At 70.0% G+C, this 10,741-nt stretch carries 14 protein-coding genes and 2 pseudogenes; 11 read left to right on the top strand and 5 right to left on the bottom strand.

Going from position 1 to position 10,741, the window contains the following annotated elements:
* Window positions 1-77 (bottom strand): annotated as a pseudogene (locus ACWDS7_RS24925) (DNA-binding response regulator); the annotation flags it as partial.
* Between the two features lie 20 nt (window positions 78-97).
* Here ACWDS7_RS24925 and ACWDS7_RS24920 point away from each other — a divergent pair.
* The 4 genes and pseudogenes from ACWDS7_RS24920 to ACWDS7_RS24905 all read left to right on the top strand — a co-directional run.
* Window positions 98-520, top strand: a pseudogene (locus ACWDS7_RS24920) (glycosyltransferase); the annotation flags it as partial.
* 181 nt (window positions 521-701) lie between these two features.
* Window positions 702-1,214 (top strand): DinB family protein, encoded by a 513-nt coding sequence (locus tag ACWDS7_RS24915; protein WP_451931234.1) that lies wholly within the window; start codon window positions 702-704, stop codon window positions 1,212-1,214.
* A 148-nt stretch (window positions 1,215-1,362) separates the two neighbouring features.
* A complete protein-coding gene (locus tag ACWDS7_RS24910) occupies window positions 1,363-1,593 on the top strand; it encodes a hypothetical protein (RefSeq protein ID WP_451931233.1) in 231 nt (76 codons plus the stop codon).
* A 185-nt stretch (window positions 1,594-1,778) separates the two neighbouring features.
* Window positions 1,779-2,357, top strand: a complete 579-nt coding sequence (locus ACWDS7_RS24905; protein ID WP_451931232.1) for a hypothetical protein — start codon at window positions 1,779-1,781, stop codon at window positions 2,355-2,357.
* A 170-nt stretch (window positions 2,358-2,527) separates the two neighbouring features.
* Here ACWDS7_RS24905 and ACWDS7_RS24900 read toward each other — a convergent pair whose 3' ends face one another.
* Both ACWDS7_RS24900 and ACWDS7_RS24895 read right to left on the bottom strand, forming a co-directional pair.
* A complete protein-coding gene (locus tag ACWDS7_RS24900) occupies window positions 2,528-2,965 on the bottom strand; it encodes a hypothetical protein (RefSeq protein ID WP_451931231.1) in 438 nt (145 codons plus the stop codon).
* 10 nt (window positions 2,966-2,975) lie between these two features.
* A complete protein-coding gene (locus ACWDS7_RS24895; RefSeq protein WP_451931230.1) occupies window positions 2,976-4,043 on the bottom strand; it encodes a DUF6745 domain-containing protein in 1,068 nt (355 codons plus the stop codon).
* A gap of 141 nt (window positions 4,044-4,184) precedes the next feature.
* Between ACWDS7_RS24895 and ACWDS7_RS24890 the strand changes: the two genes are divergently transcribed.
* The 7 genes from ACWDS7_RS24890 (at window position 4,185) to ACWDS7_RS24860 (ending at window position 9,453) form a co-directional block, all read left to right on the top strand.
* Window positions 4,185-4,670, top strand: a complete 486-nt coding sequence (locus tag ACWDS7_RS24890) for a DnaJ family domain-containing protein (RefSeq protein ID WP_451931229.1) — start codon at window positions 4,185-4,187, stop codon at window positions 4,668-4,670.
* 251 nt (window positions 4,671-4,921) lie between these two features.
* The gene (locus tag ACWDS7_RS24885; RefSeq protein ID WP_451931228.1) at window positions 4,922-5,155 is read left to right on the top strand and encodes a hypothetical protein; all 234 of its coding nucleotides are present in this window, start codon (window positions 4,922-4,924) and stop codon (window positions 5,153-5,155) included.
* A gap of 65 nt (window positions 5,156-5,220) precedes the next feature.
* Window positions 5,221-6,972, top strand: coding sequence for a fumarate reductase (quinol) flavoprotein subunit (gene frdA, locus ACWDS7_RS24880; protein WP_451931227.1), 1,752 nt, complete (start codon window positions 5,221-5,223; stop codon window positions 6,970-6,972).
* A 5-nt stretch (window positions 6,973-6,977) separates the two neighbouring features.
* On the top strand, window positions 6,978-7,718 hold the full coding sequence (locus ACWDS7_RS24875; protein WP_451931226.1) for a succinate dehydrogenase/fumarate reductase iron-sulfur subunit: 741 nt from the start codon (window positions 6,978-6,980) through the stop codon (window positions 7,716-7,718).
* The gene (locus tag ACWDS7_RS24870; RefSeq protein ID WP_306861085.1) at window positions 7,718-8,134 is read left to right on the top strand and encodes a hypothetical protein; all 417 of its coding nucleotides are present in this window, start codon (window positions 7,718-7,720) and stop codon (window positions 8,132-8,134) included. Before ACWDS7_RS24875 ends, ACWDS7_RS24870 begins: the two co-directional genes overlap by 1 nt.
* Window positions 8,135-8,137: 3 nt before the next feature.
* Window positions 8,138-8,491 (top strand): fumarate reductase subunit FrdD, encoded by a 354-nt coding sequence (gene frdD / locus ACWDS7_RS24865; RefSeq protein ID WP_451931225.1) that lies wholly within the window; start codon window positions 8,138-8,140, stop codon window positions 8,489-8,491.
* Between the two features lie 440 nt (window positions 8,492-8,931).
* On the top strand, window positions 8,932-9,453 hold the full coding sequence (locus ACWDS7_RS24860; RefSeq protein WP_451931224.1) for a TetR/AcrR family transcriptional regulator: 522 nt from the start codon (window positions 8,932-8,934) through the stop codon (window positions 9,451-9,453).
* Between the two features lie 121 nt (window positions 9,454-9,574).
* Here ACWDS7_RS24860 and ACWDS7_RS24855 read toward each other — a convergent pair whose 3' ends face one another.
* Together ACWDS7_RS24855 and ACWDS7_RS24850 are read right to left on the bottom strand one after the other, a co-directional pair.
* Complete coding sequence (locus tag ACWDS7_RS24855) at window positions 9,575-9,877, bottom strand: MoaD/ThiS family protein (RefSeq protein ID WP_451931223.1); 303 nt, start codon at window positions 9,875-9,877, stop codon at window positions 9,575-9,577.
* A 16-nt stretch (window positions 9,878-9,893) separates the two neighbouring features.
* On the bottom strand, window positions 9,894-10,730 hold the full coding sequence (locus ACWDS7_RS24850) for a hypothetical protein (protein WP_451931222.1): 837 nt from the start codon (window positions 10,728-10,730) through the stop codon (window positions 9,894-9,896).
* Window positions 10,731-10,741 lie beyond the last annotated feature (11 nt).

Here is a 10,741-nt window from a genome sequence, read left to right as displayed (position 1 = left end):
TACTCGTCGAGGTCGAAGGTGGTGACCACGATCACCCTGAGTGGGTCGGGGACGCCGGGGCCGGCCAGGGCGCGGGTGACAGCGCCGGGAGAAGCTCCAGGCGTCGATCGACAGCCACGGGCTGACCGGGCACGTGCTCCTCGGAGGCTCCGTCAAGGACGTCGGCGCGGAGCTCGGCGCCGCCTCGATGTTCGTGCTCAGCTCCCGCCGCGAGGGCATGCCGATGGTCATCCTGGAGGCGATGAGCAAGGGACTGCCGGTGGTCAGCTACGACTGCCCCACCGGACCGGCCGAGCTGATCACCCACGGCTCCGACGGGCTGCTGGTCAGGCCGGGGAAGATCCAGGCGCTGGCCGACGCGATCTGCGCGCTCATCGAGGACGAGGAGCTGCGCCGCGAGATCGGAGTCCGCGCCCTGGAGACCGCGGCCGGCTACCGGCTCGCCACCATCGGGGCCAGGTGGGAGGCGCTCCTGTCCGACCTGGTGGACCGCCACCCCCACCACCGGCGCGAGAGGTGAACACCGCCGGCTCCGCCTCCGCCGGGGGCACCTGTCCGGCCCGGACCGGCCGGGGACGCCTGTCCGGCCCGGACCGGCCGGAGGCACCTGTCCGGCCCGGACCGGCCGGCTGAGTCCGCGGGAGCCGCCCCGGCCGAAATCACGGTGCGCCCTCATCTCCGCTGGGGTAGCGTCGGCGTTCATGACTCCTCCTCGTAATCGTCCTCCTTTCGAGGCGGACGAGCGGACCCAGCTCGTCGGCTGGCTCGACATGCAGCGCGCGATAATTCACTGGAAATGCGAAGGCCTGTCCGACGCGGACGCGCATCGATCCGTCCTTCCCGCCTCTCCCCTCATGACGATGGCGGGTGTCGTCTCCCATATGCGCTGGGTGGAGAACACCTGGTTCGAGGTCATGCTGCTGGGCCGGCCGGCCAGGGGACCGCAGTTCGACGACGGGCCCGAGGATGCCGACATGATGGTCGAAGGCATCCCGCTCGCGCAGCTCCTTGAGGAGTACGACAGGCAGTGCGCGGTGTCGAACGAGATCATCGCGGCCCATTCGCTGGATGACGTGGGCAAGCACCCGGACTTCCGGGTGGCCGCCGCGTCCCTGCGCTGGATCCTGCTCCACATGATCGAGGAGACCGCCCGGCACGCCGGCCACGTGGACGTCATCCGGGAGCTCCTCGACGGCGGGAAGGGCTACTACTAGCGTCACGTTCCGTGCGGTGGAAGGACCGTGAACGACCCTCCGCAGGTATGCCGATCTCCCCGTGAGGAGACGGATCACCCGGGCTTTCCGGACGTACGATCCGGGCATGACCCGCCGGAGCGCCACAGCATGGTGCGCAGGACTCGGAGTGGCCGCACTGGCTCTGACGGGATGCGCCGCCGACGACGAGATCTTCGTCTCCAACTTCAGCGACTCGCACGGCAGAGCCTGCACGTTCGTCTACACCGCCCGGGAGGGCGAGAGCTGGAACAGCAGCAGGGACGTGGATGTCAGCCAGCTCGACTGCGAGTATCCCCCCGTGGGCCGCACCCCGGGACCGCCCGTGACGACGCATCTGGAGACCGGCCCCACGGAGTGACCGATGAGGTGGCACTCCGCGGGCGGGCCGTCCCCCCGGCCCTGATCCGGGCCCGGCGCGGCGGTGTCGCCGCCTGACTCTCGGCAAGCCATCCGACTTGCTGAGAGTCATTTTGCCGTCAGCAGGAACGCCCGGTGCGAGCATCGCCGAAGAAGTCAGAAGCGATCATGACAACTGGGGGAAAAATGCTCCGAAAACTGATCCCTGTCCTGGCTGTGGTCATCGCGGCCGGATCACCGGCCGCGACGACCACAGCGTGGGCGGACGGGTCGTCGGCCACCGCGGCGGTACGGACGGTCGCCGCCGCCGCCGCGCCGGCCGTGCAGGCGGCCGGTTCGTGCAGTCCCGGATCTCCGTGCGCGGCGATCAACTGCGGCCCGGGCCGCGTCTGCGTGCCCTCGCCCAAGCAGTGCTTCACCACGCCCTGCCCGCAGTACGACTGCGTGCCCGCGTCGTCGGTGCCCGGCCAGGGTCACTGGCCTCCCTACCCGGGCCAGTGGCGGCCACCCTACCCGGGCTGGCATCCGCCCTACCCGGGCTGGCGGCCCCCCTATCCGGGCTGGCGGCCCCCTTACCCGGGCGGCTACCCCGGCCAGTGGCGGCCCCCTTACCCGGGCGGCTACCCGGGGCAGTGGCGGCCCCCCTACCCGGTGCAGCAGCCTTACCCGGTGCAGCAGCCCTATCCGGTGCAGCAGCAGCCGCCCTACCCGCACCACTGGCAGTCGACGGACCGCTCAGGGAGCACTCCCGCTAGCGGCGCCTAGCCCCTGACGGTGGCGGGCGCTGCGCCGGGTGGGACCGAGCAGGCCGGAGGCCGCGCCGCGGACACCGGGGAAGCCCAGGCCGTCGTGATGACGACCTGGGCTTGCGCCCTGTGCGGTCGAGAAGATCCTGCACACGCCCGGCGCGCGTCCGGAGGAGACAGGCGCCGGGATCAGTCCGCGACGAGGCGCGCCCGGCGCCCTTCGTACTCGCGCTGCCGCCGGACGGCATAGGCGCCCAGCGTGCAGCCCGTGGCTCCGTGCTCGGGATGCAGCAGGTAGGCGACGGCCGAGGTCTCGAAGATGCCGATCGCCAGCCCGTCGGAGTCCAGCACGTCGGTCGTCCACCGGCAGGTGCCGGGGTCGGCGACGAGCGTGTGCGGGTTGCCCCCGGCCGCGCCGCGGAGCAGTTCGACCCCCTCGGGAGGCACGTCCGTCCAGCCGGCGTCACACCAGGGCCGCACGGACGGCGCGGTGACGGGGAGCGGGATGACGATGAGGTCGCCCTGGGCCTGGAGCCCGTCGACGACGGGGATGCTCACCGACTGCTCAAGGTGGTCGAGCACGGCGAGTCCGGTCTGCCGGGAGAGCGAAGCGAGAGTCACAGTCATGGAGGTCACCTCAGGTTCGGCGGACGAGAAGGGAGTACTGCTCGGCGGACAGCCCGTAGGTCCAGCCGGCGGCGGCGATCGGATCGTCGAGGGAGCCCGGCACGGTCAGCCCGTACCGGCGGCGGTGTCCGTCGCGTTCGACGGACCCGTTGACCGCGAGGAGCACCCTGGTCTCCTTCCGCATGTCGTAGAGCCGCAGTTCCGAGCCGGGGTTGCCGGGGTCGGGCGCGGAGGCGACCAGCCGCAGCCCGGCCCGGTCGATGTAGGACGCCCAGCCGATGTGCTCGATCGCGCACCGCCTGACCTCGACGTTGGCCTCCCGCGCGATCCGCGGGACGCTCGGATCCGTGATCACCCAGGAGGGCACCTGCGTCCCGTGCCAGGCGTACACCTCCCAGCCGTCCGCGTAACGTGCCGCGGGGCCGTCCGCGCGGTGCAGCCGCACTTCGCCGTCATCGCCCCACACCTCCGTGTGCATGGCGACGGGCCGCTCGGATACGACGCACACGCCTTCGCGGGGCCACCACCAGCCGCATGACCGGGCCACCGCCGCCCACAGGTCGAGCTGCCGGGTCTGCTCGGGGGTGAAGACCACGCCGGCCGCCCGGCGGAGGGCGTCGTAGTGGGCGACCCAGGAGACGCACCGCACGTCGTGCCAGCCGCTCCCCGGATGGGGCTGCGAGCCGTACGCCGCCTGGAGCGGCATGCGGAGCGATCTGGTGGACTGCGAGAGCGAGCCGCGGACCTCCCGGCGGATCAGCTGGTCCATCGGCTGATGAACCCATCTGACCTGGGCGTCGAGTCCGCGGCACAGCTCTCTCATCACAGCGGCGAGCCGCGGTGGCAGCGGCCATTCGGACATGCGCTCGACGGCCTCCGAAGGCCGTAGGCGCACGCCGGGGGGGACGGTGGCCAGGGCCGCGGCCGGCGAGGAGACCCAGTGGAAACGTGGCGGGGGGAGCCCGATCAGGCGGTAGAGCCCGGAGATGGCGGCCTCTGCGGCCGGACGGTCGGCGGGCAGCGCCGACGACGCCCAGCCCAGCCATTCTTCGCGGATTTCGGCAGCTTCCCGCTGCACGAGAACGCTCACCGGATGGAGGTGGCGCTGTCCTTTCCTACGATCATGTCCGGAATAGTGACAGATCGACGCGACGGATGTCCACCATGTGCCCTGGCTATCCTCGAAAGTGATGCTGATCGCGGCATGGGAGGTGAAAGTGTGACGGAACGCAAACCACCCGGAGTCAGCTTCGAGACGTGGATCGACCGGCAGATCCGTGAGGCCACCGAGCGCGGGGAGTTCGACGACCTGCCGGGCGCGGGCAAACCCCTCCCCGGCGAGGGCAGGCCGTACGACGAGATGTGGTGGATCAGGCAGAAGATGCAGGCGGAGAACCTGTCGTTCCCGTTGCCGGGGACGCTCGCGCTGCGCAAGGAGGCCGAGGAGTCCCGGGCGGCGGCGGTGGGCGCGCGGACGGAGGCCGAGGCCCGCAGGATCATCGGCGCCATCAACGACAAGATCCGTGAGAGCTACGGGAAGCCCCTGTCCGGCCCGCCGCTCCTCCAACCGCTCATCGACGTGGAGGAGGTCGTCGGCGACTGGCGGGCCCGCCATCCCGCCGAGGAGAAGCCCGCCGCCGCCGGGCCGCCGCCCCGCGAGAAGCGCTCGTTCTTCCGGTTCTTCCAGCGGCTCGGACGCGGCTGACCCCCTTCAGCGGCTCGGACACGGCTGAACCACCACGGGAGAACCCGGGGTCCCCCCGTGGCGCCGCCCGGCCCGGGAATCTTGATCGCGGGTCTTCTCCCAGCGTCTGGGGGGTGAGAGGCTGGGGTTGTATAGGGCGGACCAGACGCGTCCGCGGTGCGGTCCGGGGCCGTGTCCCGGTCCACCGCGGCGTGCGGAGCCGGGAGCTCCCGGCTGTCTGCGACGCCCGGCCGTCTGCAGGGGAGCGGACGATGGTTGGCACGAAGATCCGTTTCACAGGTGCGAAGGCCCCGTGCGGGAAGACCGTGGACGGCGAGCACTACCTGGACGACGACGGACAGGGCCTGGTCATCAGGGACGAATACTTTTCCTGCGGCTGCCGCCGGATCCGTCATGAATACCACGACGGCAGCATCCAGGTGACGGCCGTCCGGCACGACGGGAAGGTGGTCCGGGAGGAGTTCGGAGCCGACCATGGGACCTGAGGGCGTGGACCCGCGGCCGGCGCACGGAGCCGGGGACGGCGTCGCCCGTGAGTTGGCCGCGCGGCATGACGCTCCCGCATGACGTCCTGATCGTGGGCGGCGGTGGCGCCGGGGTGCGCGCCGCGATCGCCGTCGCGGAGCACGATCCACGGCTGAGCGTGGCGATCGTCTCCAAGGTGTATCCGATGCGCAGCCACACGGTCTCGGCCGAGGGCGGGGCCGCGGGGGTCGTCCGGTCCGATGACAGCTTCGACGAGCACGCCTACGACACCGTCTCCGGCGGGGACTGGCTGTGCGCCCAGGACGCCGTCGAGGTCTTCGTCAAGGAGGCCCCCGAGGAGCTGCTCCGGCTGGAGCACTGGGGCTGCCCGTGGAGCCGCGAGCCCGACGGGCGCGTGGCCGTGCGGCCGTTCGGCGGGATGAAGAAGATGCGCACGTGGTTCGCCGCCGACAAGACGGGCTTCCACCTGCTCCACACGCTGTTCCAGACCTCCCTCCGATACGGCCACATCATCCGCTACGACGAGTGGTATGTGACGAAGCTGCTGGTCGACGACGGCCGGGTGGCCGGCGTCGTCGCCATCGAGCTGATGTCGGGCCGGATCGAGGCCATCACCGCCAGGGCGGTCGTCCTGTGCACCGGCGGGTGCGGCCAGGTCTACCCGTTCACCACCAACGCCGCCATCAAGACCGGCGACGGCATGGCCCTGGCCTACCGGGCGGGGGCTCCGCTCAAGGACATGGAGTTCGTCCAGTACCACCCGACCGGCCTGCCGTTCACCGGCATCCTCATCACCGAGGCGGCCCGGGCCGAGGGCGGCTGGCTGGTCAACAAGGACGGCTACCGCTACCTGCAGGACTACGACCTCGGCACGCCCTCGCCCGGGCCCGTGCTGCGCAGCATGGAGCTGGGGCCACGTGACCGCCTGTCGCAGGCGTTCGTCAAGGAGGTCGACAAGGGCCGGACCGTCGACACCCCGTACGGACCCATCGTGCACCTGGACCTGCGCCACCTCGGGAAGGCGGTCATCGACGCCAGGCTCCCCTTCGTGCGCGAGCTCTGCCGGAGCTACGAGAACATCGACCCGGTCCGCGAGCTGATCCCGGTGCGGCCGGTCGTGCACTACATGATGGGCGGGGTCCACACCGACATCCACGGCGCCACTCCCCTGGAGGGGCTGTTCGCCGCCGGCGAGGCCGCCTGCGTCAGCATCAACGGCGCGAACCGCCTGGGTTCCAACTCGCTGCCCGAGCTGCTCGTGTTCGGCGCCCGCGCCGGGCGGGCCGCCGCCTCGTTCGCCTCGGACGCGCAAGGTGCCCGCACCGCCGTACGGCCGGCCGTACGGGCGCAGGTGGAGGACGAGCGGCGGCGGCTGGAACACGGGCTGCTCAACCGCGACGACGGGAAGGAACCGATCTCCGCCATCCGCGAGGAGATGCGGGCGACCATGGAGGAGAGCACGGGGATCTACCGTTCGGGCGGCTCGCTGGCCAGGGCCGCCGACCGGCTGAGCGTCCTGCAGGACCGCTTCCGCTCCGCCCGCCTCGAGGACCGCAGCCGGACCTTCAACACCGAGCTGGTCGCCGCCCTCGAACTGTCGTTCATGCTGGACGTGGCCGAGAGCATCGTCCACTGCGCGCTGCGGCGTGAGGAGTCGCGTGGAGCGCACCAGCGCGTCGACTTCCCGGCCCGCGACGACCACAGGTTCCTCGCCAACACGCTGATCTACCGCGACGCCGACGGGACACGGCGGGTGGAGTATCTGCCGGTGACGATCACCCGGTGGCCCCCGGGGGAGCGGGTGTACGGGAGGTGACGCTCATGGCGGATCACATCACCCTGCGGGTGACCCGCTACCGGCCGGAGAGCGACACCGAGCCGGTGGCTCGGGAGTACGAGATACCGCTGCGCAAGGAGTGGTCGGTCCTCGACGGCCTGAACCACATCAAGGACCATCTGGACGGCACGCTCTCCTACCGCTGGTCCTGCCGGATGGGCGTCTGCGGGAGCTGCGGCATGACCGTCAACAGCGAGCCGAAGCTGACCTGCGCCACCTTCCTGGAGGACTACGCGCCGGGCCCGGTACGCGTCGAGCCGCTGTCCAACTTCCCCGTCGTGCGCGATCTCGTTGTGGACATCGGCGACTTCATGCGCAAGCTGCCGCAGGTCAGACCGTGGCTCATCCGCCCGGAGCAGGAACCGCCGGCCGAGGGAGAGTATCCCCAGCTACCGGCGGAGCGCGCGGAGTACGAGCAGTTCAGCATGTGCATCAACTGCATGCTCTGTTACGCCGCCTGCCCCGTCTACGGGCTCGACCAGGAGTTCCTCGGCCCGGCGGCCATCGCCCTCGCCCAGCGCTACAACCTCGACTCGCGTGACCAGGGCGCCTCGGAACGGATGGACGTCCTGTCGGCGGCCGAAGGCATCTGGGCCTGCACTTTCGTGGGCGAGTGCAGCGCGGTCTGCCCGAAGGACGTCGATCCGGCGGGGGCCATCCAGCGCTACAAGTTCACGGCGGCCATGGAGTCGCTCAGGTCCTTCCTCCTGCCGCGGGGGGCGTGATGAGCGAGAAGGTCCACTACACGCGGTTCCACCCCCGGTGGTACCGGCCCCGCGTGCCGGTCTTCTGGTGGCTGCGACGCCGCTCGTATCTGCTGTTCGTGCTCCGCGAGCTGAGCAGTGTCTGGGTGGCGTGGTCGGTGGTGTTCCTGTTGCTGCTGGTGAACGCGGTCGCCCAGGGGCCGGAGCGCTACGGGCGGTTCCTGGCCTGGAGCGCCGCACCGGGGATGGTCCTGCTGAACGTGGTCGCGCTGTGCTTCGTCCTGCTCCACGCCGTCACCTGGCTGTTCACGCTCTCGCCGCACGCGATGGCCGTACGGCTGCGCGGCAGGCGCCTGCCGCCGGCCGTGATCGGCGTGGGCAACCTCGTGGCGTGGATGCTCGCGTCGGCGCTCGTGGCTCTCCTGGTCCTGGGGTGAACGATGGCCAGGCGTCCGGTGGAGCCGTTCCTGTGGCTGCTGTTCAGCGCCGGCGGCGTGCTGTCGGCGCTGCTGATCCCGGCCCTGCTGTTCCTCTTCGGCGTCGCCTTCCCGCTGGGCTGGATGGCGCCGCCCGATCACGGACGGCTGGCCGCCGTGCTGGGCCACCCGGTCACGCGGGTCGTTCTTCTCGGTCTCTGCGTGCTGGCGCTCTTCCACTGGGCCCACCGCTTCCGCTACGCCCTGCATCACGGGCTGCAGCTCAGGCACCTCGAAAGGGCGATCAGCCTGGCCTGCTACGGCGGAGCGCTGGCCGGGTCGGCGGTGGCCGGCTATCTCCTGCTGTCCGCCTGGTGAGAGCTGCGCGGCCGGTCCACCTGGTGAGAGCTGCGCGGCGGACGCCCGCGACGGCAAGGACGGGCTCGCCGTTCGGCGCTGTTCGGCGCCGTTCGGGACCGTGCGACACTGTTCGAACCCCTTATACATGCACACCGTAATCCCCTTAAATGGGAGACGCGGCGGAAAGTTCTCAGGGGTGAAAAAAGCTCACCGCCCGGACGCCGGCACGTCCGCTTCCGACGCCGTCCCGGCCTGCGTCAAGGCCTGCCCGCCCCGGCCCGCGGAACCATCTGCATCCGCCGACCGCCGGCTCATTTAAACGGAAGGCCCAAAAGTTGACGCTGGATTCCAGTCGATCAGACGTTGAGATTCGATACTCTCGCGATCGTCGGACCAACCGCTCCTTGAGAGCTCTTCATATGTCACTTGAGCAGCTCAGCTGCTCCGTAGGATTCGACATGATCACGGTGTCGGACATCACGAAACTAGCCGATGTCCACCGCTCCACCTTCTACCGGCACTATCGCGACAAGTTCCATATGATCGAGACTCTTCATGCGGACGGCACCCGGAAGGGCCTGAGTTCGCTTCTCGTGGCCACAGGCCATCCGGTCGCCCCCTACCGGTACGTAGCGGCCCTCGTCGAGATACTGGAGCACTTCGCCGCGCACAAGCGTCTTTATCATGCGCTCCTGGTGCACAGGAGAAGCACCTGGTTCGAACAGTGGCTCCATGCACGCTGGACCGAATCGATCCACCAGCTGTACAACGGCCCGTCCCCGTCGGCCCCGCCCGGGACCAGCGGCGCCCTCATCGATCTCAGGACCCGGATCACCGTTGAGACCTCCCTGGCCACACTGAAGTGGTGGGTTCAGGGTGACTGCTCGCTGACCGCCGAGCAGCTGGCGTGCTGGTACGCGAGACACATGCTGAACGGGTTCGCCCGGACCACCATGTCCTGCCCGTCCGGCGCCCACTAGCGTCACGCCGGATCCCCGATCGCGGCCGGTCCGCCGGCGGGACGGGCTGGTCACGGCCGGCGGACCAGAGACGGCCCCGGAGCTGGTCACGGCCGGCGGGCCGGAGACGGCCCCGGAACCCCTAGAACTCGGGGTGGGGGCTCCCGTCATCGGTCGATCCTCCGGCCACGGCGGGGATGACCATCAGAACGTCGTCCTCCCTCACCTCGGTCGCCAGGCCACTGATCGACCTGATGTCCTCGTCGTTGAGGTAGATGTTCACGAACCTCCTGACCCCGGCCGAGTCCACGATCCGCTCGTAGAGCTGAGGGTAGGTCGACCCGACTTCCGAGAGGACCTCCTCCAGCGTGCCCGGGGAAACCTGAATCTCTTTCGCATCAGCCGCCACCGGCCGCAGGGCGGTGGCGAGGACCACGCGTGCCATGTGCTGTCCTCCTCTGTCAGACGCCCATGGACGCCGAGTCGTTCGGTCTCCCGATGAAGCTGCGGACGAGCTCGACCGCTTGAGCGGGTTCGTCCGCGTACCAGTGGATCGTCGTGATCGGGTGCTCGGCCCTCCGCAGCTTCACACTGTGCGTCTCGCTGAGTTCGACGATCACGTTCGTGGAGCTGGAGACCTCCATCACCAGGTTGTCCCCGACCACCTCTGCCGACCTGCGCATCCCTCTGCTCTTCTTCTCGATCCGCACGGATTTGATGAGGGAGGTCGGTATGGAGATGTCGTAGAACGAAGCGAAGCGCAGCCGGAGCCTCCGCGGGCTGACGCAGTGGGGGTAGACATAGAGCGTCGCCACGAAGCCGGCCAGCCAGAGCACCCCGAGGACGCCCAGGACCAACATGACCGTTCGGGCCGTGGGCCAGGGCAGCGCGGCGTGGACGACCACCAGCAGCACGCCGTCGGCGATGAGGACCAGCCACATGGTCAGCCGGACATCCTTGCCGTAGGCGATGGCGGCCTCGTCCGCGCCGGCGTCCTTCTTACGGCGGGCTGCCAGGAAAAGCGCACGCCACAGGAGCAGGTCCTGCTTGAAGACGGCGGCGGCCGGCGCGGGGAGGACCGTGTCCAGGGCGGTTCCGGCCGCGCTGACCTCGTCGTCACCGTCCGCGCGTGCGTCACGGTAGGTGGCCCATGCCGCTCTCGCCTGCACGAGCACGAGCACGAGGAGCAGCAGCTCGATGACCAGCACGACCTGAACGCCAGTGCCGAGATCGATGACGCCGGTCGCCAGAAGCGCCAGTTCGAGCACGATGACGGCAGGGATCAGCCATCTCCCCACTGAAGCGATTC

This window comes from Streptosporangium sp. NPDC003464, assembly GCF_053588315.1.
Note: the sequence above shows the minus strand (reverse complement) of the source record. Positions and strands in the feature narration are given on the sequence as shown.

Coding starts and splice junctions, on each gene's coding strand:
- ACWDS7_RS24905 (WP_451931232.1), top strand. CDS start 1,779: ATGCTCCGAAAACTGATCCCTGTCCTGGCTGTGGTCATCGCGGCCGGA.
- ACWDS7_RS24875 (WP_451931226.1), top strand. CDS start 6,978: ATGGCGGATCACATCACCCTGCGGGTGACCCGCTACCGGCCGGAGAGC.
- ACWDS7_RS24860 (WP_451931224.1), top strand. CDS start 8,932: ATGATCACGGTGTCGGACATCACGAAACTAGCCGATGTCCACCGCTCC.
- ACWDS7_RS24900 (WP_451931231.1), bottom strand. CDS start 2,965: ATGACTGTGACTCTCGCTTCGCTCTCCCGGCAGACCGGACTCGCCGTG.
- ACWDS7_RS24855 (WP_451931223.1), bottom strand. CDS start 9,877: ATGGCACGCGTGGTCCTCGCCACCGCCCTGCGGCCGGTGGCGGCTGAT.
- ACWDS7_RS24870 (WP_306861085.1), top strand. CDS start 7,718: ATGAGCGAGAAGGTCCACTACACGCGGTTCCACCCCCGGTGGTACCGG.
- ACWDS7_RS24915 (WP_451931234.1), top strand. CDS start 702: ATGACTCCTCCTCGTAATCGTCCTCCTTTCGAGGCGGACGAGCGGACC.
- ACWDS7_RS24885 (WP_451931228.1), top strand. CDS start 4,922: ATGGTTGGCACGAAGATCCGTTTCACAGGTGCGAAGGCCCCGTGCGGG.
- frdA (WP_451931227.1), top strand. CDS start 5,221: ATGACGCTCCCGCATGACGTCCTGATCGTGGGCGGCGGTGGCGCCGGG.
- frdD (WP_451931225.1), top strand. CDS start 8,138: ATGGCCAGGCGTCCGGTGGAGCCGTTCCTGTGGCTGCTGTTCAGCGCC.